Raw genomic sequence first — 23,030 nt, 5'->3', positions numbered from 1 at the left:
GCAGAACAGGCGCCCACGAAGCGGCAGGCCGATCTCCCCCCTTGTGGGGGAAATGTCCGGCAGGACAGAGGGGGGCAACGTAGAGCACCGGCGTTTCCATAAACCGCATGCGCCCTACCCCCGCTCCGCCCGCTGCTGGATGAACACCGCCGCCACGATCAGACCTGCCTTAACCACCAGCGCCGCGGCGTCCGGCACGCCGTTGGCGAGCAGCGTGTAGCGCACGAGTTGGATGACGCAGGCGCCGAGCAGCGTGCCCAGCACATATGCCCGCCCGCCGGTGAGCAGCGTGCCGCCGACCGCGACCGCCGCGATCGCATCGAGTTCCATGCCGAGCCCGACCAGATTGGCGTCGCTGGCGGAGTTGCGGGCGACCACGACCAACCCGGCGATGCCGGCCAGCGCGCCGCTGACGACATAGACCAGCCGCTTCACCCGCACCGCCGGGATGCCGGAGAGCCTGGCCGCCTTCTCGTTGCCGCCGACCGCGATGATCTGGCGGCCGAAGCCGGTGCGGCGGATGACGAAAGCGGCGAGCGCCACCACCACCGCCATGATGATCACCTGCGTCGGGATGCCGAACACGCGGCCGAGCGCGATGAACTGGAAGGCATCGTTCCTGAACACCTGCAAATTGCCGTTGGTCATCACCTGGGCGATGCCGCGCCCGGCGATGAACAGCACCAGCGTGGCCACGATCGGCTGGATCGACCAGCGGGTGATGAGAAAACCGTTGAACCAGCCGAGCGCGCCGGCGACGACCACCGGGACGATGAACGCCAGCGTGACCGCCAGCGCCGGGCTGGGGATCGGGTAGATGGTGCCGAGGAAAATCATCGGTGCCAGCGCGCCGGAGATCGCCATCAGCGAGCCGACCGACAGGTCGATGCCGCCGGTGGCGATCACCAGCGTCATGCCGACCGCCACGATGACGATGGTGGCGACCTGGGTGAGATTCACGTTGAGCGTCTGCCAGGAGAGAAAATTCGGCGTCACCGCCATGTTGAAGGCGATCAGCGCCAGGAAGGCGACCAGCGTGCCGTAGCGGCTGATCCAGATAAGCGAACTGCGCTTAGCGGGAGTCTGGGCGGGGGTGGTGGTGTCGAGGGTGGTCATGTCGGCGCCCGCGCGGCTTCGCATTCCGTCGATTGCCAAATCGGCATTGTCGCGCTTCGTCCAGGAGTGCTGGATGGAGCTGAATGGATGAAATCCGCAATCATCACGCCGCCTCGCCGTCCTGGTGCGCCATGGCCACCATCAGCCGCTCCTCGCTGAGCTCGGCGGCCGGGATGCGGGCCACCGAGCGGCCGTCGCTGAGTACTGTGACGTGGTCCGCGGCGGCGATCAGCTCCTCCAGCTCCGAGGAGATCATCAGCACGCTCAAGCCTTCGTCGGCAAGGCCGCGCAACAGCTTGAGAATCTCGGCCTTGGCGCCGACGTCGATGCCGCGCGTCGGCTCGTCGACGATCAGCAGCCGCGGGTTCATGCACAGCCAGCGGGCGAGCAGCACCTTCTGCTGGTTGCCGCCCGACAGCTCGCGGATCGGCTGCTCCGGCGAGGCGCATTTGACGCCGAGCGCCTTGATGTAGCGCTCGACGATCTCCTGCTGCCTTGCACGGTCGACGATGCCGGATTTCTGCAGGCGCGGCAGGATGGCGAGGGTGAGATTCTCGCGCACGCTCATCTCAGGTACGATGCCCTCGACCTTGCGGTCCTCGGAGACGAAGCCGATGCCGTCGGCGATCGCATCGGCCGGCTGGGCATAGGCGGTCTGCCGGCCGCCGACCGACAGCGTGCCGCCGTCGCGGCGGTCCGCGGCGTAGATCAGCCGCGCGGTCTCTGTGCGGCCGGAGCCGAGCAGGCCGGCGAGCCCGGCGATCTCGCCCTTGCCGATGGCGAGCGAGACGTCGCGCACCCGCACGCCGGCCGACAGGTTTTTCGCCTCGACCAGCGTGGCGCCGTCGGCTTCCTCGCGGTTGCGCTGGGCCGCCGTGAAGGCGGTCAGCTCCTTGCCGAGCATGGTGCGCACCAGCTCGAGTTTCTTGATGTCCTTCATGGCGCTGACGGCTACCGTGCGGCCGTCGCGCATGACGGTGACGCGGTCGCAGATCGCATAGAGCTCGTCGAGGCGGTGGCTGATGAAGATGGTCGCCACGCCGTCGCGCTTCAGCGTGCGGACAGTCTCGAACAGCACCGCGACCTCGCGTTCGTCGAGCGAGGAAGTCGCCTCGTCCATGATCACGAGTTTGGCGTTCTGGGTGACGCCGCGGGCGATCGCCACCATCTGCCGGGTGGCGGCACCGAAATTTTCCAGCGGCCGCTCGACATCGATGTCGAGGTTGAAGCGCTTCAGCACCGCCCGCGCCTCCGCCCGCATTTTTCGACGGTCGACGAGACCAAAGGCGGTGCGCGGCTCGCGGGCGAGGAAGATGTTTTCGGCCACGGTGCGGTTCGGCGCCAGGTTGATTTCCTGATAGATGGTGGCGATGCCCGCCGACTGGCTGTCGGCGGTGGAGGAGAAATGCACCTCGCGGCCCTGGAAGGTGACGCTGCCGGCGTCGCGCGAATAGGCGCCGGTGAGGATCTTGATCATGGTGGACTTGCCGGCGCCGTTCTGGCCGACCAGGGCCATCACCTCGCCCGGTTCGACCTCAAGCGAGGCGGCATTGAGAACGCGCACGCCTGAGAAGCTCTTGTCGATGGCCTTCATCGATAAAAGCATGCTTTCGGATTCCTCCCGTGAGCGATCTTGCCCGTGATGGGGCGGGGGTGCAACGGGCATCGCGGGTTGTCTGTCAACGCCAACCGCAGCGTTCGACGTTGCGCCCTTTTCACAAACAAAGCCGGCCAGCGCGCTCGCCGGCCGGCCTTGTCGAATGGCGATCAATAGGCGTTCGCCAATTCCGCCGCCGCATTGGACGGATCGTAGAACTTGTCGTCGTTCTTCACCCAGGCATCGATCTTCTCCCCCTTGGCGTATTTGGCCATGGTCTCGAAGGCTTTGGGTCCGAAGCGCGGGTTGCACTCCACCACCGCGTTGATCTTGCCGTCGACCACCGCCTGCACGGCCTCCTTGCCACCGTCGATGGACAGCACGATCACGTCGGTGCCGGGCTTCTTGCCGGCGGCCTCGAGCGCGGCGATGGCGCCCATCGCCATCTCGTCATTGTGGGCGTAGATGACATCGGCGTCGGGATGCGCCTGCAGCAGCGCCTCGGCGACCTGGCGGCCCTTGTCGCGAGCGAAATCGCCGGACTGCGAGGCGAGCAGGGTGAAGCCGCCGGCAGCGTTGATCGCCTCGTCAAAACCCTTCTTGCGGTCGTTGGCGGGCGAGGAGCCGGTGGTGCCTTCGAGCTGGATGATCTTGGTCTTGCCGCCATTGTTCTTGACCAGCCACTCGGCGATGCGCTTGCCCTCGTCGACGAAGTCGGAGCCGATGAAGGTGACGTAATCCTCGCCGGCCTTGGCGAGCGCCTGGTCGACATTGCGGTCGAGCAGAATGACCGGGATGCCGGCCTTCTTGGCGGCCATGACGGCGGGGATCAGCGGCTTCTCCTCGCGCGGAGCGAGGAAGATCAGGTCGACGCCCTGGGCGATCATCGAATTGACGTCGGCAACCTGCTTGGCGGCCGAGCCGGCGGCGTCGGTGTAGACGAGCTGATAGCCGAGCTTGCCGGCCTCGTCCTGCATCGACTTGGTCTGGGCGATGCGCCACGGATTGTTCGATTCGGTCTGGGCGAAGCCGACCTTGTATTTGTCCTTGGCGGGCAGCGGCGGCAGGTCGGCGAGCGCAAGGCCACCGGTCACCGCCATGGCGCCGATGGCGCCCGCGGAAAGCAGCAGGGTACGACGGGTCAGAAGTTTCATGGAATCTCCTCCTTGGATTTCGGCTTCTCCCGGGCCGATGGAAGCAATTGCCTGCTTCACATACGGAAATCTTGCGCTAATAATATTAGCAGTCAAGCGGAAAAGTATGACTTGACGGACTCTTGACTGCACGCCGGGCAGCGCCGGATGCGCATAAAAACCGTCAGGCAGGGATGGAATCGATGGCCGAGGGCGAAGGCAGCGGCAACGCGCGGTCCGACCGCGGGCGCGGCAGGCCGACCATGACCGACGTGGCGCGTATCGCCGGCGTCTCGCAGTCCAGCGTGTCGCTGGTGCTGAACCAGATGACCGGCGCGCGCATCTCGGCCGAAACGCAGAGCCGGGTGTTCGAGGCGGCACGGCAGATCGGCTACGCGCTACCGGCGATCCGGCGCGAGGGCGCCAACGGCGCGGAGCGGCGCACCATCGCCTATCTGGTCGACGAGATCTCCACCAGCCCGCATCCGGTGGTCAATCTCGACGGCGCCCGCGACTACGCCTTCGAACAGGATTTCCTGGTGGCCGCCCATGTGACGCGCTCCAACCCGGAGCTGGAGGAGGCGACGATCGCAGCCATCAAGCGCGACCGCTCGGTGATCGGCGTCATCTATTCGACCATCTTCACCCGCCGCGTCACCTTGCCGAAAGCGCTGGAGGACGTGCCGACCGTGCTGCTCAACTGCTATGCCGAGCCGCGCAAGCATATCTCCATCCTGCCGGGCGAGGTGGTGGGAGGCTTCGCCGCCACCGCGCATCTGACGGCGCTCGGCCACCGCCGCATCGGCTTCATCAACGGCGAACCCTGGATGGACGCCTCGCAGGACCGGCTCAAGGGCTACCGCCAGGCGCTGGCCACGGTCGACGTCGCCTATGACGAGGCGCTGGTGCGGCACGGCGACTGGCTGCCGCTGACCGGCTACCACCACGCCTTCGACCTGCTGGCGCTGGAGAAGCCACCGACGGCGATCTTCTGCGGCAACGATTTGATGGCGATCGGCGTCATGGAGGCGCTGAGCGAGCGCGGGCTGAGGGTGCCCGACGACATCTCGGTGATGGGCTATGACGACCAGGAACTGGCGCGCTACACCCACCCGCCGCTGTCGACGCTGGTGCTGCCCAACTACGAGATGGGCCAGCGCGCCGCCGAGGCGCTGCTCGACATCACCGTGCACGGCAAACCGATGCGGCCGATCACCATCAAGATCGACGGTCCGCTGGTGCCGCGGGCGTCGACGGGGGCGGTGCCGGAAACTGTCCGGGCGGGTGGTCGGCGGTCCTGAGCTTCGTCGGTCTGGATTGCTGCCAAGCCCCTCTCCGTCTCGGGCTTCGCCCTCGACACCTCTCCCCACTTCGTGGGGCGAGGAACCCGGGCTGGAGAGGCGCCGCATCGCGGCAGTGGTTCCTCGCCCCGCGAAAGCGGGGAGAGGTGTCGAGGGCGGAGCCCGAGACGGAGAGGGGTTCTCAGCCGAGCTAAACCCGCTCCCGCTGCCCCGTCTGCGCTGCCCTGAGCAGCGCATCGATCAGCCGGTGCACCTTCAGCGCCTCGCGGCCGCCGACTTTCGGCTCGCGATCCTCATCGATGGCGTCGAGGAAGTCGGAAAGCACCGCCCGGTGGTGGTGATGCGGAAAGGCCATCGGGTCGGCCCCTGCCCCGCCGCCGAGCGCACCGTCCTCTTCCGAAAACGCGGAGCCGTCGTGGAAGGCTGCGAAGAGCTTCGTGCCGTCGATGCGCGCGGTGCCCTTGGTGCCGATGAGCTCGATCGAATCCGGAAGACCGGGATAGGCAGTGGTAGTGGCGTGGATGGTGCCGAGCGCACCGTTGGCGAAGCGCATGGCGCCGGCGACGAGATCCTCGGTCTCCATGCGATGAACCGGCGTGGTCGTGGCAAAGGCCGAGACTTCCGCGGGCATGCCCGCCAGCGAGATCAGGAGGTCGAGCGTGTGGATGCCCTGGGTCAACAGCACGCCGCCGCCGTCGCGCGCCCGGGTGCCGCGGCCGGGCTGGTCGTAATAGCTCTGCGGCCGCCAGTTGGCGAGCTTTGCCGAAGCGCTCACCAGATCGCCGAGACGGCCCTGGGCGATGAGGTCCGACAGTGCCAGGCTGACCGGCCGGAAGCGGTGCTGCAGCACGACGCCGAGCTTTATGCCGGCCTGCTCGGCGATCGCCACCAAGCGCTCGGCGCGGCCGAGGGAAATTTCCAGCGGCTTTTCCAGAAGCACGTGCTTGCCGGCAGCGGCGGCACGCTCAACCAGGTCGAGATGGGTGTTGGGCGGCGCAAGTATCATCACCGCATCGATCGCGGCGTCGGAAAAGATGCCGTCGAGGTCGTCGGTGACGGGAAAACCCCAGGCTTCGGCAAAGGCTTTGCGCCGCGCCTCGGTCGGGCTGTAGGCGGCCGCCACCGCGACGCGGTCCTCGAGGTCGCGCAGGCTTTTCGCATGCGGCCCCGACGCCATGCCGAGGCCGATGACGGCGATCCGTTTCACCGCGGCCAGCTTTCGGCGGGCAGGCTTTCCAGCGTGCGCATGATGCCGCGCAGCTCGGCCAGGCCTTTGAGGCGGCCGATGCAGGAATAGCCGGGGTTCACCTTCTTGCCGATGTCGTCGACGATGGCGTGGCCGTGGTCCGGCCGCATGGGGATCTGCCAGTCGGCGCGACCTTCCGCCTGCCGCCGACGTTCTTCCGCCATCAGCGCAGCGACCACCCGCACCATGTCGGTGTCGCCCTCCAGATGCTCGGCCTCGTGGAAGGAGAAGTCGCCCTCCTTGGTGACGTTGCGCAGATGCGTGAAATGGATGTCCGGGGCGAATTCACCAGCCATAGCGACGAGGTCGTTGTCGGGATTGGCGCCGTAGGAGCCGGTGCACAGCGTGATGCCGTTGGACAGCGATTTTGCCGCCGCGATCAGCGCGCGGGCATCGGCCGCCTTCGAGACGACGCGCGGCAGGCCGAAGATCGGAAACGGCGGATCGTCGGGGTGGATCGCCATCCTGACGCCCGCCTCCTCCGCCACCGGCACGATCTCGCGCAGGAACGCGAACAGGTTTTCGCGAAAACCTTCGAGCGAGATGTCGCGGTAGATGTCCAGCGCCCGGCGAAAACTCTCGCGATCGAAGATGAACTCGCGCGCCGGCACCCAGCCGATCAGGTTCTGCTCGAGCTTTGCAAGCTGGCTCTCGCTCATGCCGGCGAGGCGCTGGCGCGCCGCCTCGATGCGTGCCGGCGGATGCTCGGCTTCGGCGCCGCGGCGCTTCAGCACCAGCACGTCATAGGCGCAGAACTCGACCATGTCGAAGCGCAGCGCCGTGCCGCCGTGCCACATCGGATAATCGAGGTCGGTGCGGGTCCAGTCGGTGATGGCCATGAAATTGTAGCAGACCACCTTGATGCCAGCCGCGGCGACGGCGCGGATCGACGCCTTGTAGTTGTCGAGCAGCTCGCGATAGCGGCCGGTGCGGGTCTTGATGTCCTCATGCACGACGATGCTCTCGACGACCGACCATTCCAGCCCCGCCGCCTCGATCTCGGCCTTGCGTTTGAGTATCTCGTCGGCCGGCCAGGCGCGGCCGTCGTTGAGATGGTGCAGCGCGCTGACGATGCCGGTCGCACCGGCCTGCCGCACATGCGGGAGCTTCACCGTGTCGTCCGGCCCGAACCACCGCCAGGTCTGCTTCATGTCATGCTCCTTCCCGCGCAGCGGCCGCCATGGCCTCGCCCGCGCCCTTGTCGATGATCGTCTTCAAATGCCCCGCCGCAAGCGCCCGCAAGGGCTCGTCGCCGGCGAAACCGGCTGCCGCGAAGACCTCCGCGACCAGCGCTTCCGGCGCTTTTATCCGTGCGAAAATCGCAGTGAGAGTCGAATCGAGCGGATCGGCGAAATGGCCGGCGGGTAGTCCATGTCCCCGCTCACGGCAGCAGGCGATCCAGGCCGCGACCACCAGCATCAGGTGAGACGCCGGCGCGCCGTCGGCGAGCCGCGCCCGTGCGGTGGACAGGATGCGCTGCGGCAGCTTCTGGCTGCCGTCCATGGCGATCTGCCCGGTGCGATGCTTCAGCGCCGGATTGGCGAAGCGCTCTGCAAGTGCAGCCGTGTAGGCTCGTGGCTCCAGCCCGGCATCTTTCGGCAGGGTCGGGATCGCCTCGCCCCAAAGCCGGTCGACGAAGTTTCTGATACGCGGGTCGGCGAAGGCGGCCGACACCGTCTCGTGGCCGGTGAGCAGGCCGAGATAGGCGATGGCCGAATGCGCGCCGTTGAGCAGCCGCAGCTTCATCTCCTCGAAAGGCCGCACATCGCTCACCATGGTGACGCCGCATTCCTCCCAGCGCGGCCGGCCGGCCGAAAAATTCTCCTCCACCACCCATTGCATGAACGGCTCGGTCATCACCGGCCAGGCGTCCTCGACCCCGAGCGCGGCGGAGACGCGGTCGCGGTCGGCGTCGGTAGTGGCCGGCACGATGCGGTCGACCATAGTGGACGGACAGGCCACCTCATCACGGATGAAGCGGGCGAGATCGCCGCCCTTCAGCCCGGCGAACTGCAGCAGCAGTTTCTGCACCGTCTCGCCGTTCGCCGGGAGATTGTCGCAGCACAGCACGGTGAACGGCGCGGTGCCGGCCCGGCGCCGCCCGGCGAGCGCGCCGGCAAGGAAGCCGAAGACGCTGCGCGGGCGATCCGGATTCTGCAAATCCCACTGGATGTCCGCATGGCTTGCGTCGAGATCGCCGCCGGCGCCGCGCAGATAGGCCTTCTCCGTCACCGTCAGCGTGACGATGCGGGTGCGCGGGTCGGTCAGGCAGGCCAGCACGGCAGAGGGGTCTTCCGGCGCGACCAGCAGGGACGTCAGCGCGCCGATGACGCGCAGTTCCTCGCCGGCGCCGCTGCGAGAGGCGACGGTGTAGAGCCCATCCTGGGGGGCCAACGCATCGTGCGTGTCCGGGCTGCGTAGCGACACGCCGGCGATCGCCCAGCCGTGCTCGCCGGCGGCAAGCCGGTCGTCGACATAGACGGCCTGGTGGGCGCGGTGGAACGCGCCAACGCCGAGGTGGACGATGCCTTCGATGGTTTCGGAGCGGTTGTAGGCGGGCGTGGCAGCACCACGGATCGCACCAAGCGTGGCATTGCCGAGCCGGACGTTCGATCCCATCCATCTCCTCCTCTTCGAAGCCCCCTCTCCTACAGACGACGCTGCCAACGTGCAACCGAACTCATCATACAACCACACAATTTTTGTATGTTGACATGATGAGTTCTCCATTCTAGCCATTGACGGCCGAAGAGGAGCGGCACGGTTGGCATGCAATCCCTGATCGATCCCGACCTGTTGTTCCCGCCGGAGCCGGGCGTCCGCTCGGTCGCCCGCTCGCTCTATGCGACGGTCAAGGACCTGCCGATCGTCAGTCCGCATGGACATACCGATCCCCGCTGGTATGCGCTGAACGAGCCGTTTCCGGACCCGGCACAGCTTTTGATCGTGCCGGACCACTACATCTTCCGCATGCTGTTCAGCCAGGGCATCCCGCTGGAGAGTCTTGGCGTTCCGCGTCTCGACGGCGCCCCGGTGGAAACCGACGGCCGCGCCATCTGGCGGCTGTTCGCGCAGAATTATCGTCTCTTCCGCGGCACGCCGACCAGGCTGTGGATGGACTACGTGCTTTCCGAGCTGTTCGGCATCGAGGCGCCGCTCTCCGCCGGGACGGCGGACGCGACCTATGACGCCGTCGCCGAGAAGCTCGCCGAGGACGCCTATCGCCCGCGTGCCCTGTTCAGCCGCTTCAACATCGAGGTGATCGCCACCACCGAAGGCGCGCTGGACGACCTGCGCTGGCACCAGATCATACAGGAGAGCGGCTGGAGCGGCCGCGTCGTCACCGCCTACCGTCCCGACGCCATCGTCGATCCCGACTTCGAGGGTTTTTCCGACAATCTCGACCGGCTGGCCGAGATCACCGGCGCCGACACCAGAACCTGGAAGGGCTATCTCGACGCGCACCGGCTGCGCCGCGCCTTCTTCAAGTCCTACGGGGCGACGTCCAGCGACCACGGCCATCCGACGGCCGATACCGCGAACCTCTCCGATGCGGCGGCCGAGGAGCTGTTCAGCCGCATCCGTGCCGGCTCGACCGACGAGCGCGAGAAGCGGCTGTTCCGCGCCCAGATGCTCACCGAAATGGCCAAGATGAGCCTCGACGACGGTCTGGTGCTGCAGATCCACCCCGGCTCGTGGCGCAACCATTCGGCTGCCATGATGGCGCGCTTCGGCCGCGACAAGGGGTTCGACATCCCGACCCATACCGACTACGTAGCGGCGCTCAGGCCGCTGCTCGACGCGGTCGGGTTGGAACCCAACCTCACCGTCATCGCCTTCACGCTGGACGAGACCAGCTATGCGCGCGAGCTGGCGCCGCTGGCCGGCGTCTATCCGGCGCTCAGGCTCGGGCCTGCCTGGTGGTTCCACGACAGCCCGGAAGGCATGCGCCGCTTCCGCGAGATGACGACGGAGACAGCGGGTTTCTACAACACGGTCGGCTTCAACGACGACACCCGCGCCTTTCCGTCGATTCCGGCGCGGCACGACATCGCGCGCCGGGTCGACTGCGCCTTCCTGGCGCGGCTCGTGTGCGAGCACAGGCTGCGCGAGGACGAGGCCTACGAACTGGCGACAGAGCTTGCCCATACGCTGGCGAAGAAGGCGTATCGGCTTTAGGCGGGGCGGTTTTCGCCTCGGACAACGGGAGGAGAACAATGCTGCATTTCTCGAAACTTGCGGCGGCAGCGACGCTTGCCGCATCCTTGATGGCCGGATCGGCCGGCGCACAAACTGTGCTGAAATCGTCGGACACGCATCCGGACGGTTACCCCACCGTCGAGGCCGTCGAGTATTTCGGCGAGCTGGTGAAGGAGCGCACCGGCGGCCGCTATGCCGTCGAGGTCTACCACTCGGCCCAGCTCGGCGAGGAGAAGGACACGATCGAGCAGGTGCGCTCGGGCGTGATCGAGCTCAACCGCGTGTCGATGGCGCCGTTCAACGGCACGGTGAAGGAATCGATCGTGCCGGCGCTGCCCTACATCTTCCGCTCCGAGGAGCACATGCACAAGGTGATGGACGGTGCGGTCGGCGACCAGATCAAGACGGCGTTCGAGGGTGCCGGGCTGGTGGCGCTGGCCTTCTACGACGCCGGCTCGAGGTCCTTCTACAACAAGACCAAGCCGATCAACTCGGTCGCCGACATGGCCGGCCTGAAGTTCCGCGTCATCCAGTCGGACATCTTCGTCGACATGGTCGCCGCACTCGGCGCCAACGCCACGCCGATGCCCTATGGCGAGGTCTACTCGTCGATCGAGACCGGCGTCATCGACGGCGCGGAGAACAATTTTCCGAGCTACGACACCGCCAAGCATTTCGAGGTGGCCAAGCACTATTCGCTCGACCAGCACACCATCCTTCCGGAGGTGTTCGTCATGAACAAGGCGGCCTTCGACAAGCTGACGCCTGGGGACCAGGCGATCTTCAAGCAGGCCGCCACGGACAGCGTCGCCAAGCAGCGCGAGCTGTGGGCCGCCAAGGATGCGGAATCGCGCAAGAAGGTCGAGGCTGCCGGCGCGCAGATCACCACGCCGGACAAGCAGGGCTTCATCGACGCCATGAAGCCCGTCTACGAGAAGCACGTCACCGACGATGTGCTGAAGAAGATGGTCGCCGACGTCCAGGCGGTGCAGTGAGCGGACGTTGGGCGGGCAGGTCTCCTGCCCGCCCGGTTCGACCGGTTATGGAACGGTCAAGTGCGATGGAGTTCGGGGTGCGAACTGGCCGTGCCATACCGCTGGTGACGTCTGCCGGCAGGGCGGAAGGTCCATCGGACCGCGTTGAATGCATCCGTGAACCCGGCCGCTGTCAGGTAAACAGAGCCGCGGAAGACCGATCGCCCGGCCGCATCGAGAGACTGCAATGACATCGTCCGAAGCCACATCCCCCTTGGCCCGTCTCGGTCGCATCCTCGCGGCCGTGAGCACACTCTCGCTCTGGCTGGCCGGCATCGGCCTGGTCGCGATGACGGCGATGGTCGCCTGGCAGGTGTTCTGCCGCTACGTGCTCAACGACTCGCCGAGCTGGACCGAGCCCGGCGCCGTCATGCTGATGAGCTGGTTCATCTTCCTGGGCGCTGCCGTCGGCGTGCGCGAAAATTATCATCTCGGCTTCGACGTGCTGCTCTACGCGCTGCCGAAGGGCGGCAAGAAGTGGCTGAGGATGATCTCCGACGTGGTCGCCTTCGCCTTCGGGATCGGCATGGTCTGGTACGGGTCGGAACTGGTCGGCCTCACCTGGAACACGGTGCTGCCGTCGCTGCGCATTTCCGGCGGCTGGGACTACGTGCCACTGGTCGCCGGCGGGGTGCTGATCTGCCTGTTCGCACTGGAGCGCATCGTGCTCAGGCTCGCCGGCGAGCCGATCGACGACGTCCTCGACGAGCTGCCGCCGGCGGAAGTGGCGGCCGAACTCGACACAGCCAATGTGAAGGCCTGACACCATGGAAATGCTGATCCTGTTCGGCACCTTCACGCTGCTGATGCTGATCGGCACGCCGATCGCCTTCTGCCTCGGCGTCGCCAGCTTCGCCACCGTGCTCTACCTGGGCCTGCCGCCACTGGTGGTGTTCCAGCGACTGAACTCCGGCATGAGCGTGTTCTCGCTGCTCGCCATCCCCTTCTTCATCTATGCCGGCGACCTGATGGTGCGCGGCGGCATCGCCCAGAAAATCGTCGCCTTCGCCGCCTCGCTGGTCGGCCACATCCGCGGCGGGCTGGGCCAGGTCAACATCGTCACGGCCACGCTGTTCGGCGGCATCTCCGGCTCGGCCGTGGCAGAGGCGGCGGCGGTCGGCGGGCTGATGATCCCGCAGATGAAGCAGCGCGGCTACGGCGCCGACTATGCCGTCAACGTGACCTCGATGGCGGCGCTGATCGCGCTGCTGCTGCCGCCCTCCCACAACATGATCATCTATTCGATCTCGGCGGGCGGAAAGATCTCGATCGCCGACCTGTTCACCGCCGGCATCCTGCCCGGCCTGCTTTATGCCGCGGCGCTGATGGTGACCGCCTATTTCGTGGCGCGCAGCCGCGGCTATCCGGTCGAGGCGTTTCCGGGATTTGCGGCCGTCGGCCGCTTTCTCCTGATCGCCACGCCCGGCCTGCTGCTGATCGCGATCATCTTCGGCGGCGTGCGCTCCGGCGTCTTCACCGCCACCGAAAGCTCCTGCATCGCCGTGCTCTATGCGCTGCTGGTCACCCTCTTCGTCTACCGCAGCATGAGCTGGAGCGATTTCGTCCATGCCACCCATGGCGCGGTGCGCACTACCGCCATGGTGCTCCTGATAATCGGCATGGCCGCCGCCTTCTCCTGGCTGATGGCCTTCCTGAGGGTGCCGGCGGCCCTGATCGCCTCGATGAACGCGGTGTCGGAGAACCCGCTCGTCATCCTGCTGCTGATCAACGTGCTGATGCTGTTCCTCGGCACCTTCATGGACATGGGGCCGACCATCATCATCTGCACGCCGATCTTCCTGCCGGTGGCGATGGCCTACGGTGTCGACCCCGTGCATTTCGGCGTCATCATGATCCTCAATTTCGGCATCGGGCTGAATACGCCGCCGGTGGGAGCCGTCCAGTTCGTCGCCTGCGCGGTGGGAAAGATATCGGTGTGGGAAGCGATGCGCTCGATCTGGCCGTTCTACCTGGCCGGGCTGGTGGTGCTGGGACTGGTCACCTACGTGCCGGCGATCTCGCTGTGGCTGCCCGGCGTGTTCAAGTAGGGGATGGCGATGGACCTGTCGCCCGAGATGCGGATCGAGCGGAAGCCGAAGCTGTCGGAGCGCGTGGTCTTGGCGCTGCGCACCCAGGTGCTGGCGGGCGAGATCCCGGTCGGCCACAAGCTGCCGACCGAGACGCAGCTGACGGAAGCCTTCGGCGTCAGCCGCACGGTGATCCGCGAGGCGATCGCCACTCTCGCCGCCGACGGGCTGGTCGAACCGCGCCAGGGTGCCGGCGTGTTCGTGCGCGAGCGGCCGGCGCCATCGCCCGGCCCCTTCAGCCTCGACATCGGCAACAAGATCTCGCACGCGCTGAACGTGCTGGAAGTGCGGCTCGGCATCGAGATCGAGAGCGCGGCGCTCGCCTCGATCCGCAGGAACAATGCCCAACTCGCCGAGATCCAGGAGGCGTTCTTCGAGTTCGACCGGTTGCTGGAGCTGGGCGAGGCCACCGGCAGGACCGACTTCGCCTTCCACCGGGCGATCGCGGCGGCCACCAACAACCCCTTCTATGTCGACGTGCTGGAAGCGCTCGGCACGCGCGCCATCCCCTGTGACGTCAGTTCGCCCTGGGGCACCGATTCGACGCTGACGCGCGACTACCAGGAAGGGCTGCAGCAGGAGCACCTGGCAATTCTCAAGGCGATCTCGGACGGCGATCCGGATGCGGCGCGGGCCGCCATGCGCACCCACCTTTCCGCCAGCCAGCAGCGCTACCGCCGCCGGCTTCACGACCAGCAGGCCGACTACGGCTCGGGCCGGACCGCGCCGTGACGCCGCGGCAGGATTTCCTCGGGGACAGACCATGACCGAAAGCCACATCCGCACCAGCATCCGCCATGCGATCGACCCGGCCGCGGCAAGCCGCATGGGCACGGAGGAATTGCGATCCAACTTCCATGTCGGCGGGCTGTTCGAGCCGGGCCGCATCAATCTTACCTACACCCACTATGACCGCATGGTCGTCGGCGGCGCCATGCCGGCCGGCACGCCGCTTCTCCTGGAAGCCATCAAGCCGACCGGGACAAAAAGTTTCCTGGAGCGCCGCGAGCTGATCGCCGTCAACATCGGAGGCGTCGGCACAGCCGAGGTCGACGGGACCCGGCACCGGCTGGAGACGCGCGACATGCTCTATGCCGGTATGGGCAGCTCGGTGTCCTTCGCCTCGGAGGACCCGCAGCGGCCGGCGAAATTCTACCTGCTCAGCGCGCCGGCGCATCAGGCCCACCCTACCCGGCTGATCCGCATCGGCGACGCAAAGCGCCTCGACCTCGGCAGCAAGGCAAGCGCCAACGAGCGGTCGATCTTCCAGTTCATCCATGCCGAGGGCGCTAAGACCTGCCAGCTCGTGGTCGGCATGACCCAGCTCGCGGAGGGTTCGGTCTGGAACACCATGCCGGCGCATGTGCACGACCGGCGCATGGAGGCTTATCTCTATTTCGGCCTCGCCGAGACGGCGCGGGTCTTCCACTTCATGGGCGAGCCGGCCGAGACACGGCATGTCGTGATGGCCAATGAGGAGGCCGTGCTGTCGCCGGTCTGGTCGATCCATTCCGGCTGCGGCACCTCGAACTACACCTTCATCTGGGCCATGGCCGGCGACAACGTCGATTATACCGACGTCGATCCGGTGCCGCTGGAGACGATGCGGTGACGGATTCTTCCGCCTTCAGCCTTGCCGGCAAGCGGATCATGGTGACCGGCGCCAACACCGGTATCGGCCAGGGCATCTGCGTCTCGGTGGCGCGAGCCGGCGGCGCGGTGATCGGCGTCGGCCGCTCGTCGATGGAGGAGACGGCGGCGCTGGTGGCGGAGGCCGGTGGGCGCTACGACGCTGTCCGATACGATCTCGCCGACACCGCCGGCGTGCAGGGGATGCTCGACCGGGTCTGGCAGAAAAGCGGGCCGCTCGACGGGCTGGTCAACAATGCAGGCATCATCCGCCGCGCCGACGCGGTCGAGCTCAGTCTCGCCGACTGGGACGAGGTGATGGATATCAACCTGAAGACCACTTTCCTGCTCTGCCAGGCTTTTGGCAGGCAAGTGCTCGGCGCCGGGCGGCAGGGTCGCATCGTCAACATTGCCTCCTTGCTCTCCTTCCAGGGAGGCATCCGCGTCGCCTCCTACACGGCCTCCAAGCACGGCGTCGCCGGGCTGACGAAGCTGCTCGCGTGCGAATGGGCAGGCAAGGGCATAAACGTCAACAGCGTCGCACCCGGCTACATCGTCACCAACAACACGGAAGCCTTGCGCAACGACCCCGACCGCAGCGCCGCCATCCTCGGCCGCATCCCGGCCGGGCGGTGGGGCGAGGCGGCCGATATCGGCGACGCCGCCGTGTTCCTGCTGGCGCCGGCGTCGAAATACATGCACGGCGCCGTGGTGCCGGTGGATGGCGGCTGGCTGGCGCGCTAGCGCTTGGCCGGCCGAACCCAGGGAGACTGTCGATGACCGGGCAAGAACTGTTCGCATACGGTACGCAAGGCGACTGGACCGCCACGCCCGACGGCAACCGCCGCCGCGTGCTGCTGCATACCGACGAGTTGATGCTGGTCGAGTTCGCCTTCGAGAAGGGCGGCGTCGGCGTGCTGCATTCGCACCCGCATGTGCAGGCGAGCTATGTCGCCGCGGGGCGCTTCGAGGTGACGGTCGGCGACCACACCGCGGTGCTGTCGGCCGGCGACAGCTTTATCGCGCCGTCCAATGTGACGCATGGCGTGAAGGCGCTGGAAGCCGGGCGGCTGGTCGATTCCTTCACACCGCACCGGGCGGATTTTCTGGGCAAGAGCTGATCTCGTCGCTCCGTCCAACCCTTCACCCCATCAGCGCCATCTTGCGCTTGGCCCCGCCCGCCTTGCGCCAGGCATTGAACCGGTGGGTGGCGGCGGCGAAGGAGATCTTCATGGCGCGCGCCACCGAATAGCGGCTCTGGCCTTCGTCGAACATCCGGTAGCAGCATTCGACGCCCTCGGGCGTCAGCTTGCCATCCGCCGCCTTGTTGTGCGGATTGGCAGGGTCGAAGACTTCGGGCGGCACTTCCAGCATCGCCTTCAGGCGCTGCAGATCCGCCTCGATCGAGGCGATCAGATCGAGCACGGGTTTGGTGTCGAGCGGCTTCCTGTCCGGCATCGGGTTTCCTTTCGTTAGGCAAAGCTTCGTCAATATAGGTGATGGTTTGCCTATAGGAAGGGGCGCTGCTCGGTGACGTGCAGTCCTTGACCCTGCTTGCCTGGCCTCCTAGTTTAGAATTATTCTAAACTAATGGAATTGTCTCATGTTTTCCCGTGTCTTCGGCTTCAGCCGCCGCTCCTTCGCGTCCCTCGGCGAGCAGGAGGTGCTGGCCTTAGCCATCTCGTCGGAGGAGGACGACGGCCGCATCTATCGCGCCTATGCCGACGGACTGCGCGACGACTATCCGCATTCGGCCGCCGTGTTCGACGAGATGGCTGACGAGGAGGAGCGCCATCGCGCGGCGCTGATCGAACTGCACCGCACCCGCTTCGGCGAGCGCATTCCGCTGATCCGGCGCGAGCATGTCAGCGGCTATTATCATCGCACGCCGGACTGGCTGGTGCGGCCGCTGGGGCTGGAGAAGGTGCGCGTCCAGGCCGAAGCGATGGAGCAGGCGGCGCAGCGCTTCTACGCTGAAGCCGCCAAGCGCAGCGCCGACGCCGGCACAAGAAAGCTGCTTGGCGATCTGGCGGCGGCGGAAAAGAGTCACGAATCGCTCGCCCGCCGTCTTGGCGCCGCCCACCTGCCGGAGGACGTGCGCGCGCAGGAACAGGACGATGAGCGCCGGAAATTCATCCTGACCTATGTGCAACCGGGCCTCGCAGGCCTCATGGACGGCTCCGTGTCGACGCTGGCGCCGATCTTCGCCGCCGCCTTCGCCACCGGCGACACGTGGCAGACGTTCCTCGTCGGGCTGTCGGCGTCGGTCGGCGCCGGCATCTCCATGGGCTTCACCGAGGCCGCCCACGACGACGGAAAGCTGTCCGGGCGTGGCTCGCCGCTGGCGCGTGGGCTGTCTTCGGGCATCATGACGGCGGTCGGTGGACTGGGCCACGCCCTGCCCTATCTGATCCCGCATTTCTGGACGGCCACCGCGATCGCCGCGGCCGTCGTCTTCGTCGAACTGTGGGCGATCGCCTTCATCCAGAACCGTTTCATGGAGACGCCGTTCCTGCGCGCCGCCTTCCAGGTAGTGCTGGGCGGCGCGCTGGTGTTCGGCGCCGGCGTGCTGATCGGCAATGCCTAGAACTATCCATGAGCCTGCCGGCTGTCGGCCGGCGCCTCGGCACGGTCGTCGAGGCCGTAGTCGCGCAGCACATGGGCAATACGCAGCCGGTAATTCGCGAAGACACCGCCGCGCCCGGCAGCCTGCGCGAGGCGATGGCGGTCCGTGTTGCGCCAGGCCTTCACCGCCTCCTCGTCGCGCCAGAAGGAAAGCGACAGCAGCTTCCCGGTGTGGCAAGGCTCTCGAAACGTTCGACCGAGATGAACCCGTCGATCCCCTGCAGAGCCGGCTTGAGATCGGCGGCAAGGTCGAGATAAGCGTCGCGACGGCCGGCGCTCGGCTCGACTTCGAAGATGACCGCGATCATGGCTCCAGCCTTTTGCCGTGCGGCGCCGAAGCGAGCTTCAGGAAGATGCGGTCCTCACGCAGGATGAAGCGCTCCCGGCGGGCGAACTCATAGTTCTCCCGGCCCAACGGATCGGCCGCCAGACGGACGCGATAGGCCTCATAGGCGGCGAGGCTTTCGACAGTGTAGACACCGTAGGCGGTCGTGGCCGAACCCTCATGCGGCGTGAAGTAGCCGATGAGATCAGCGCCGCAGCGCGGGATCGCCTGCCCCCAGTCGCGGGCATACTGCTCGAACGCCTCCTTCTTGAACGGGTCGATCTCGTAGCGGATGAAACAGGTGATGGCCATGGAAGCCCTCTTTTTTTGGGAAAACTGCTGTGCCGGCACTTCGACCGGCATCGAACTGTCAGGCAGGCCAACATGTTAGCCTCCCGTTCCGCTCAGCGCTTGGTGCGCCAGAAGGGAACCGCGCTTTCGGTCAGCGCCTGCTTGCGGCTCATGCCGATGTCGGCGAGCAGGCGGTCGTCAAGCTCGGCGAGGTCGCGGCGCTGACAATAGCGGTCGTACCAAGCAGCAAGCATCGCGACGGCCGAGCAGATCGGGCCGCGGAAGGGGCCGGCCGCGGGGTTGGCAAAGGAAGTGGCAGGATGTGTCGGCATCGTCGTCTCCAGTCTGCGATGCCTTCAGACTAGCGATTGCCTGACGAAGATGCTTCGACTAGGATCAAACCATGCGTGAAGGGCCTGACATAGCCAGAATTGCCAGCCTGGTCGGCGATCCGGCACGGGCCAACATGCTGAGCGCGCTTATGGACGGCGGTGCCCTGACGGCCAGCGAGCTGGCGCTGGAGGCCGGCGTCGGCCTGCCGACGGCGAGCTCGCATCTGGCGAAACTCGGCGACGGCGGGTTGCTCTCGCAGTCGAGCCAGGGCCGCCACCGCTATTTCCGCCTCGCCGGCCCGCAGGTGGCCGCCATGCTGGAAGCCATCATGGGCGTTGCCGAGACGGCAGGGCCGAAACGCGCCCGCCCCGGTCCGCGCGATGCCTCGATGCGCGAGGCGCGCGTCTGCTACGATCATCTGGCGGGAGAGCACGCCGTCGCCATGCTGGACGGCTTTTTCACGCGCGGCATTCTCGATCAGGGAAAGGATGGCGTCGTCATGGGCAAGGCGGGCCCGTCCTTCTTTGCGGCCGCGGGGATCGACCTCTCCACCCTGCCCGGCAAGCGCCGGCCGGTCTGCCGGGCCTGCCTCGACTGGAGCGTGCGGCGTTCTCACCTTGCCGGTTCGCTCGGCGCCGCCATCCTCGACCGCATTCTCGAACAGAAATGGGCGCGGCGGGACGCTCAGAGCCGTGCCATCCGCTTCACGCCGCCGGGACGCCGGGCTTTCGAGAGAACGTTTCTGGCGTAAAAAGGCCGGCGCCTCCCGGCGCCGGCCCGCGAAGCTTGTTCGGCAGACCTATTCGGCGGCCTGCAGGTTCACGCCGCTCTCAGCCATCTGCGTGAGCTTCTTGTCCGTGGCTTCCTCTTCCTTGAGGTTCTTCGCCAATACCGAGGCGCAGTCGGAACGGCCGAGTTCCTTCGCCCAGGCGATCAGCGTGCCGTAGCGGGTGATCTCGTAGTGCTCGACGGCCTGCGCGGCGGCGATCAGGGCGGCGTCGAGCACCTTCTTGTCGGCAACGTCGGCTGCCACCTCGTCGGCCTCCTCCAGGATACCGTCGATCGCCGGGCAGTTCACTTCCTTGGCCTTGACACCGTGCATCTCGAACACCTCCTCGACGCGGGCGATCTGCCCCCTCGTCTCGGCGAGATGCTGCTCGAAGCCGGCCTTCAATCGCGGATTGGTCGCCTTGTCGATCATCTTAGGCAACGCTTTCTCGATTTCCTTCTCGGCGTAGTAGATGTCGCGCAGGGTATGCACGAAGAGGTCGTCGAGCGAAGCGATGTCTTTCGAGAAAAAGCCCATGGCTCTGTCCCTTTCCTGTTCTGATTGCTGCTGAAGCGGTCAGGGAGGTGCCCTCGCTGCACCTGGCCTAGCCGGTCGCCCGGCTGCCTTGCCAACGCCCGGCGGGCATGGGGGTTCCGTGCCCGCCGGATTTCTTCCCGCCGGCGGCGGGGCTTCCGTAACGGGACCCGAAACCAAAGCAGGGATCGGCGTCATCGTTGCGAAACCGATGTGGTGTGAAAGTCACATCAGGGCAAAAGCGGGCATTCGGCAACAAAATACCTCGCCAAAACCGCATTTCGACCATGAAGCAACTGATTTTCGGGCGGACGTTAACATGTCATTCACGGAGGATTCACGATCGCCGGCTAACATGCCGGATCAATCGGACGGGACATCCGAGGGACAGGGATCGACGAAAATGGCTATCTGGACACGCCTGACGACGTGCGCCTTCGCGGTTCGCGAATTCATCGCGCCGACCTATCGGCCGGAGCGGCACTACATGCGCGGCCCGGGCCCCGCCTGTGCCCGACGCCGTGGCGTCGAGACGTTGCACTCGCCCGCTTCGTTTCGTGAGCGCTCGGCCGGAATGCGCCGGCAGGGCTCGATCGGCTGACGACTGGCCAAGCTAGCTGCCGGCCACCGGCCTCCTCGCTATCTTCGGCGCGGTGGCCTTGGCCCTATCGGCTTCGGCCGTTTCTTTCGCCCGAAACGTGGCGATCCTTCCGATCAGCGCCTCGGGGACCGGCTCCGCCAGCGGAAAGCGCATCGTCCCCTTCTCCACCTCATACGGCGTCAGTTCGTTCCTGAAAGCCGCGACCAGCGCTTCCGTCGCCGGATAGAGCGAATAGTGCTTCTTCCAGCCCGAGAAGTAGATCACGCTCCGGCCTTCCACCTTGTAGACCGGGATCTGATACGAGATCACCTCCTCGGCCGCCGGCAAGGCCTTGCAAATGGCTGCCCGTACGCGCGCCAGCACGGTCTTTGCGGATTCAGGCTGCGACGCCAGATAGTCGTCCACGGACTTGAAGTCGGTCTTCGCCATTCGTTCCTCCCGAGCCTGAGAGATGATCGCCTGCCTACGATCAATGCGAATCCCCGCAAGGCTGCGACGCCGACGCCGCTTGCGCAAGGCGCGGCCACCACTACGTTGATGACGAAGCAGGGGGCCGAAATGCCCGAATACGAAAAACTGGCGAACATCCTGCCGGCGGAACTCGGCGGTCGGCCGCTGATCGTCTTCGATGCCGCCTGCGTGCTCTGTTCGGGCTTCGCCCGCCTGGTGGCGCGGTTGGATCGCTCGCAGCGCTTCCGCTTCGCCACCGCACAATCGCCGCTCGGCGAAAGCCTGTTCCGGCACTTCGGCCTGCCGACGGACGTCTATGAAACCAATCTCGTGCTGATCGGCGGCGCCGGCTACTTGCGCATGGACAGCCTCGTCGCCGTCATGCGCGAGCTCGGCTGGCCGTGGAGGGCGGCCACGGCGCTGAATCTGCTGCCGCGCCGCTCACGCGACTGGCTCTATGCGCGGATCGCGGCGAACCGCTACGCCCTGTTCGGCCGGAAGGAGAGCTGCGACGTCCCCTCGCCCGGGCTGCGAAGCCGACTGATCGGTTGAGATCGGTGCGCTGCCTCGCCCTGATTTATGCGGGGCGGATCGAGGCACTCGAACGAAGCCGGCTGAACTGAAGCCTACCGCAGCATGCGCGAGATGAGCTGCGCGGTGTAGTCGACCATCGGCACGATGCGCGCATAGTTGAGCCGCGTCGGGCCGATGACGCCGAGCGCACCGACAACGCGCGCGTCCTTGTCGCGGTAGGGCGCCACCACCAGCGACGAGCCGGACAGCGAGAACAGCTTGTTCTCCGAGCCGATGAAGATGCGCACGCCCGATCCGGCCTCGGCAAGATCGAGCAGCTGGATCATGCCGTCCTGCGTCTCGAGGTCGTCGAACAGGTGCTTGAGCAGGTCGAGGTCGGCCTGCGCGGTCACGCTTTCGAGCAGGTTGGCGCGGCCGCGCACGATGAGACGCGCCGGCAGGCCGCTCTCGGCGCCCGCCCAGACCGCCAGCCCCTTCTCCACCAGCTGCTGCGACAGCGTGTCGAGCGCGGCCCGCGTCTCCTGCTTGATGCGCTCGATATCGGCGCGCGCCTCGCCCAGCGTGCGCCCGCGGATATGGGCGTTGAGGAAGTTGGTCGCCTCCTGGAGCTGCGAGATCGTGACGCCGGGGGGCAGGTCGACAACGCGGTTCTCGACGTCGCCGTTCTGCGACACCATGATGGCCAGCGCCCGCTCCGGCTCGAGCTGAATGAACTCGATATGCTTCAGCGGCGTCTCGTGCTTGGCCGTCAGCACCAGGCCGGCGCCGCGCGAAACGCCGGACAGCATCTGGCTTGCATCGGTCAGCATCTGCTCGATCGACATCCCTTCGCCCGACGCCTTGATCTGCGAATCGATCGACCGCCGCTCGTCCTCGGTGAGGTCGCCAAGCTCGAGGAACGCGTCGACGAAGAAGCGCAGTCCCTTCTGGGTCGGCAGCCGGCCAGCCGAAATATGCGGCGCATAGATCAGGCCGAGCTGTTCGAGGTCGCTCATGACGTTGCGCACGGTGGCGGGCGACAGCGTCGCCGGCAGCATGCGTGACAGGCTGCGCGAGCCGAGCGGCTCGCCGTCGAGCAGATAGGAATCGACAATGCGCCGGAAAATGTCGCGCGAGCGCGCGTCGAGCGATTGCAGCGTCGGATCGGCAACAGGCTTGTTCATGGCGTCGGCTACTCCATGACAGAGCATATAGTCGGCACGCCCGCGAACACAATTCCAAGTGA

General features: G+C 66.5%; 25 protein-coding genes and 1 pseudogene. 13 read left to right on the top strand and 13 right to left on the bottom strand.

Going from position 1 to position 23,030, the window contains the following annotated elements:
• Nucleotides 1-114: 114 nt before the first annotated feature.
• From C7I84_RS03895 to C7I84_RS03885, 3 genes are all read right to left on the bottom strand, one after another.
• On the bottom strand, nucleotides 115-1,116 hold the full coding sequence (locus tag C7I84_RS03895) for an ABC transporter permease (RefSeq protein WP_106770983.1): 1,002 nt from the start codon (nucleotides 1,114-1,116) through the stop codon (nucleotides 115-117).
• A 103-nt stretch (nucleotides 1,117-1,219) separates the two neighbouring features.
• Nucleotides 1,220-2,722, bottom strand: coding sequence for a sugar ABC transporter ATP-binding protein (locus C7I84_RS03890; protein ID WP_106770841.1), 1,503 nt, complete (start codon nucleotides 2,720-2,722; stop codon nucleotides 1,220-1,222).
• 161 nt (nucleotides 2,723-2,883) lie between these two features.
• Nucleotides 2,884-3,867: an ABC transporter substrate-binding protein gene (locus tag C7I84_RS03885; RefSeq protein ID WP_106770840.1), complete on the bottom strand. Its 984-nt coding sequence runs from the start codon at nucleotides 3,865-3,867 to the stop codon at nucleotides 2,884-2,886.
• Between the two features lie 182 nt (nucleotides 3,868-4,049).
• On the opposite strand from C7I84_RS03885, the gene C7I84_RS03880 reads away from it, so the two are divergent.
• Nucleotides 4,050-5,147 (top strand): LacI family DNA-binding transcriptional regulator, encoded by a 1,098-nt coding sequence (locus C7I84_RS03880; RefSeq protein ID WP_245428305.1) that lies wholly within the window; start codon nucleotides 4,050-4,052, stop codon nucleotides 5,145-5,147.
• A 190-nt stretch (nucleotides 5,148-5,337) separates the two neighbouring features.
• On the opposite strand, the gene C7I84_RS03875 is transcribed toward C7I84_RS03880, so the two are convergent.
• From C7I84_RS03875 to C7I84_RS03865, 3 genes are read right to left on the bottom strand one after another with little or no spacing between them, the layout of a single operon-like run.
• Nucleotides 5,338-6,354, bottom strand: coding sequence for a Gfo/Idh/MocA family protein (locus C7I84_RS03875; RefSeq protein ID WP_207770963.1), 1,017 nt, complete (start codon nucleotides 6,352-6,354; stop codon nucleotides 5,338-5,340).
• The gene (gene uxuA / locus C7I84_RS03870) at nucleotides 6,351-7,544 is read right to left on the bottom strand and encodes a mannonate dehydratase (RefSeq protein ID WP_106770839.1); all 1,194 of its coding nucleotides are present in this window, start codon (nucleotides 7,542-7,544) and stop codon (nucleotides 6,351-6,353) included. The genes C7I84_RS03875 and uxuA overlap by 4 nt, the downstream gene beginning before the upstream one ends.
• 1 nt (nucleotide 7,545) lies before the next feature.
• The gene (locus tag C7I84_RS03865; RefSeq protein ID WP_106770838.1) at nucleotides 7,546-9,012 is read right to left on the bottom strand and encodes a mannitol dehydrogenase family protein; all 1,467 of its coding nucleotides are present in this window, start codon (nucleotides 9,010-9,012) and stop codon (nucleotides 7,546-7,548) included.
• A 150-nt stretch (nucleotides 9,013-9,162) separates the two neighbouring features.
• Between C7I84_RS03865 and uxaC the strand changes: the two genes are divergently transcribed.
• From uxaC to C7I84_RS03825, 8 genes are all read left to right on the top strand, one after another.
• Nucleotides 9,163-10,572 carry a glucuronate isomerase gene (gene uxaC, locus C7I84_RS03860; protein ID WP_106770837.1) on the top strand — a complete coding sequence of 470 codons (1,410 nt, stop codon included), beginning with the start codon at nucleotides 9,163-9,165 and terminating at the stop codon, nucleotides 10,570-10,572.
• Between the two features lie 38 nt (nucleotides 10,573-10,610).
• Nucleotides 10,611-11,588, top strand: coding sequence for a TRAP transporter substrate-binding protein (locus C7I84_RS03855; RefSeq protein WP_106770836.1), 978 nt, complete (start codon nucleotides 10,611-10,613; stop codon nucleotides 11,586-11,588).
• A 226-nt stretch (nucleotides 11,589-11,814) separates the two neighbouring features.
• A complete protein-coding gene (locus C7I84_RS03850) occupies nucleotides 11,815-12,390 on the top strand; it encodes a TRAP transporter small permease (protein ID WP_106770835.1) in 576 nt (191 codons plus the stop codon).
• 4 nt (nucleotides 12,391-12,394) lie between these two features.
• The gene (locus C7I84_RS03845; RefSeq protein WP_106770834.1) at nucleotides 12,395-13,675 is read left to right on the top strand and encodes a TRAP transporter large permease; all 1,281 of its coding nucleotides are present in this window, start codon (nucleotides 12,395-12,397) and stop codon (nucleotides 13,673-13,675) included.
• A 9-nt stretch (nucleotides 13,676-13,684) separates the two neighbouring features.
• Nucleotides 13,685-14,446, top strand: a complete 762-nt coding sequence (locus C7I84_RS03840; RefSeq protein ID WP_425351292.1) for a FadR/GntR family transcriptional regulator — start codon at nucleotides 13,685-13,687, stop codon at nucleotides 14,444-14,446.
• Nucleotides 14,447-14,477: 31 nt separating this feature from the next.
• Entirely contained in the window at nucleotides 14,478-15,326 is an 849-nt protein-coding gene (gene kduI, locus C7I84_RS03835) for a 5-dehydro-4-deoxy-D-glucuronate isomerase (RefSeq protein ID WP_106770832.1), read from the top strand.
• Nucleotides 15,323-16,087: a 2-dehydro-3-deoxy-D-gluconate 5-dehydrogenase KduD gene (gene kduD, locus C7I84_RS03830; protein WP_106770831.1), complete on the top strand. Its 765-nt coding sequence runs from the start codon at nucleotides 15,323-15,325 to the stop codon at nucleotides 16,085-16,087. Before kduI ends, kduD begins: the two co-directional genes overlap by 4 nt.
• Before the next feature lie 32 nt (nucleotides 16,088-16,119).
• Entirely contained in the window at nucleotides 16,120-16,464 is a 345-nt protein-coding gene (locus tag C7I84_RS03825; protein ID WP_106770830.1) for a cupin domain-containing protein, read from the top strand.
• A gap of 22 nt (nucleotides 16,465-16,486) precedes the next feature.
• On the opposite strand, the gene C7I84_RS03820 is transcribed toward C7I84_RS03825, so the two are convergent.
• Nucleotides 16,487-16,801 (bottom strand): hypothetical protein, encoded by a 315-nt coding sequence (locus tag C7I84_RS03820; RefSeq protein WP_106770829.1) that lies wholly within the window; start codon nucleotides 16,799-16,801, stop codon nucleotides 16,487-16,489.
• A gap of 145 nt (nucleotides 16,802-16,946) precedes the next feature.
• Here C7I84_RS03820 and mbfA point away from each other — a divergent pair, with 145 nt between their 5' ends.
• Nucleotides 16,947-17,930 carry an iron exporter MbfA gene (mbfA, locus tag C7I84_RS03815; RefSeq protein WP_106770828.1) on the top strand — a complete coding sequence of 328 codons (984 nt, stop codon included), beginning with the start codon at nucleotides 16,947-16,949 and terminating at the stop codon, nucleotides 17,928-17,930.
• A 2-nt stretch (nucleotides 17,931-17,932) separates the two neighbouring features.
• Here mbfA and C7I84_RS03810 read toward each other — a convergent pair.
• The 3 genes and pseudogenes from C7I84_RS03810 to C7I84_RS29900 all read right to left on the bottom strand — a co-directional run bounded on the left by C7I84_RS03810 (nucleotide 17,933) and on the right by C7I84_RS29900 (nucleotide 18,916).
• Nucleotides 17,933-18,276: pseudogene (locus C7I84_RS03810) on the bottom strand (antibiotic biosynthesis monooxygenase family protein).
• Entirely contained in the window at nucleotides 18,273-18,605 is a 333-nt protein-coding gene (locus C7I84_RS03805; protein ID WP_106770980.1) for an NIPSNAP family protein, read from the bottom strand. The pseudogene C7I84_RS03810 and the gene C7I84_RS03805 overlap by 4 nt, the downstream one beginning before the upstream one ends.
• A 92-nt stretch (nucleotides 18,606-18,697) precedes the next feature.
• The gene (locus C7I84_RS29900) at nucleotides 18,698-18,916 is read right to left on the bottom strand and encodes a DUF1127 domain-containing protein (RefSeq protein ID WP_165815974.1); all 219 of its coding nucleotides are present in this window, start codon (nucleotides 18,914-18,916) and stop codon (nucleotides 18,698-18,700) included.
• A 71-nt stretch (nucleotides 18,917-18,987) separates the two neighbouring features.
• On the opposite strand from C7I84_RS29900, the gene C7I84_RS03795 reads away from it, so the two are divergent.
• Nucleotides 18,988-19,668 carry an ArsR/SmtB family transcription factor gene (locus C7I84_RS03795; RefSeq protein ID WP_106770827.1) on the top strand — a complete coding sequence of 227 codons (681 nt, stop codon included), beginning with the start codon at nucleotides 18,988-18,990 and terminating at the stop codon, nucleotides 19,666-19,668.
• Nucleotides 19,669-19,716: 48 nt separating this feature from the next.
• Here the strand turns inward: C7I84_RS03795 and C7I84_RS03790 are convergent, their stop codons facing one another.
• Complete coding sequence (locus C7I84_RS03790; RefSeq protein ID WP_106770826.1) at nucleotides 19,717-20,223, bottom strand: YciE/YciF ferroxidase family protein; 507 nt, start codon at nucleotides 20,221-20,223, stop codon at nucleotides 19,717-19,719.
• A gap of 400 nt (nucleotides 20,224-20,623) precedes the next feature.
• Between C7I84_RS03790 and C7I84_RS03785 the strand changes: the two genes are divergently transcribed.
• Nucleotides 20,624-20,821, top strand: a complete 198-nt coding sequence (locus tag C7I84_RS03785) for a hypothetical protein (protein WP_106770978.1) — start codon at nucleotides 20,624-20,626, stop codon at nucleotides 20,819-20,821.
• 12 nt (nucleotides 20,822-20,833) lie between these two features.
• Here the strand turns inward: C7I84_RS03785 and C7I84_RS03780 are convergent, their stop codons facing one another.
• On the bottom strand, nucleotides 20,834-21,250 hold the full coding sequence (locus tag C7I84_RS03780) for an iron chaperone (RefSeq protein WP_106770825.1): 417 nt from the start codon (nucleotides 21,248-21,250) through the stop codon (nucleotides 20,834-20,836).
• 129 nt (nucleotides 21,251-21,379) lie between these two features.
• On the opposite strand from C7I84_RS03780, the gene C7I84_RS03775 reads away from it, so the two are divergent.
• Entirely contained in the window at nucleotides 21,380-21,823 is a 444-nt protein-coding gene (locus tag C7I84_RS03775; RefSeq protein ID WP_106770977.1) for a thiol-disulfide oxidoreductase DCC family protein, read from the top strand.
• A 74-nt stretch (nucleotides 21,824-21,897) separates the two neighbouring features.
• On the opposite strand, the gene hrcA is transcribed toward C7I84_RS03775, so the two are convergent.
• Nucleotides 21,898-22,968, bottom strand: coding sequence for a heat-inducible transcriptional repressor HrcA (gene hrcA, locus C7I84_RS03770; RefSeq protein WP_106770824.1), 1,071 nt, complete (start codon nucleotides 22,966-22,968; stop codon nucleotides 21,898-21,900).
• Nucleotides 22,969-23,030 lie beyond the last annotated feature (62 nt).

The organism is Kumtagia ephedrae (assembly GCF_003012745.1).
Lineage (GTDB): Bacteria > Pseudomonadota > Alphaproteobacteria > Rhizobiales > Rhizobiaceae > Kumtagia > Kumtagia ephedrae.
Note: the sequence above shows the minus strand (reverse complement) of the source record. Positions and strands in the feature narration are given on the sequence as shown.

Coding starts and splice junctions, on each gene's coding strand:
- C7I84_RS03895 (WP_106770983.1), bottom strand. CDS start 1,116: ATGACCACCCTCGACACCACCACCCCCGCCCAGACTCCCGCTAAGCGC.
- C7I84_RS03890 (WP_106770841.1), bottom strand. CDS start 2,722: ATGCTTTTATCGATGAAGGCCATCGACAAGAGCTTCTCAGGCGTGCGC.
- C7I84_RS03885 (WP_106770840.1), bottom strand. CDS start 3,867: ATGAAACTTCTGACCCGTCGTACCCTGCTGCTTTCCGCGGGCGCCATC.
- C7I84_RS03880 (WP_245428305.1), top strand. CDS start 4,050: ATGGCCGAGGGCGAAGGCAGCGGCAACGCGCGGTCCGACCGCGGGCGC.
- uxuA (WP_106770839.1), bottom strand. CDS start 7,544: ATGAAGCAGACCTGGCGGTGGTTCGGGCCGGACGACACGGTGAAGCTC.
- C7I84_RS03865 (WP_106770838.1), bottom strand. CDS start 9,012: ATGGGATCGAACGTCCGGCTCGGCAATGCCACGCTTGGTGCGATCCGT.
- uxaC (WP_106770837.1), top strand. CDS start 9,163: ATGCAATCCCTGATCGATCCCGACCTGTTGTTCCCGCCGGAGCCGGGC.
- C7I84_RS03855 (WP_106770836.1), top strand. CDS start 10,611: ATGCTGCATTTCTCGAAACTTGCGGCGGCAGCGACGCTTGCCGCATCC.
- C7I84_RS03850 (WP_106770835.1), top strand. CDS start 11,815: ATGACATCGTCCGAAGCCACATCCCCCTTGGCCCGTCTCGGTCGCATC.
- C7I84_RS03845 (WP_106770834.1), top strand. CDS start 12,395: ATGGAAATGCTGATCCTGTTCGGCACCTTCACGCTGCTGATGCTGATC.
- C7I84_RS03840 (WP_425351292.1), top strand. CDS start 13,685: ATGGACCTGTCGCCCGAGATGCGGATCGAGCGGAAGCCGAAGCTGTCG.
- kduI (WP_106770832.1), top strand. CDS start 14,478: ATGACCGAAAGCCACATCCGCACCAGCATCCGCCATGCGATCGACCCG.
- C7I84_RS03825 (WP_106770830.1), top strand. CDS start 16,120: ATGACCGGGCAAGAACTGTTCGCATACGGTACGCAAGGCGACTGGACC.
- C7I84_RS03820 (WP_106770829.1), bottom strand. CDS start 16,801: ATGCCGGACAGGAAGCCGCTCGACACCAAACCCGTGCTCGATCTGATC.
- mbfA (WP_106770828.1), top strand. CDS start 16,947: ATGTTTTCCCGTGTCTTCGGCTTCAGCCGCCGCTCCTTCGCGTCCCTC.
- C7I84_RS03805 (WP_106770980.1), bottom strand. CDS start 18,605: ATGGCCATCACCTGTTTCATCCGCTACGAGATCGACCCGTTCAAGAAG.
- C7I84_RS29900 (WP_165815974.1), bottom strand. CDS start 18,916: ATGCCGACACATCCTGCCACTTCCTTTGCCAACCCCGCGGCCGGCCCC.
- C7I84_RS03795 (WP_106770827.1), top strand. CDS start 18,988: ATGCGTGAAGGGCCTGACATAGCCAGAATTGCCAGCCTGGTCGGCGAT.
- C7I84_RS03790 (WP_106770826.1), bottom strand. CDS start 20,223: ATGGGCTTTTTCTCGAAAGACATCGCTTCGCTCGACGACCTCTTCGTG.
- C7I84_RS03785 (WP_106770978.1), top strand. CDS start 20,624: ATGGCTATCTGGACACGCCTGACGACGTGCGCCTTCGCGGTTCGCGAA.
- C7I84_RS03780 (WP_106770825.1), bottom strand. CDS start 21,250: ATGGCGAAGACCGACTTCAAGTCCGTGGACGACTATCTGGCGTCGCAG.
- C7I84_RS03775 (WP_106770977.1), top strand. CDS start 21,380: ATGCCCGAATACGAAAAACTGGCGAACATCCTGCCGGCGGAACTCGGC.
- hrcA (WP_106770824.1), bottom strand. CDS start 22,968: ATGAACAAGCCTGTTGCCGATCCGACGCTGCAATCGCTCGACGCGCGC.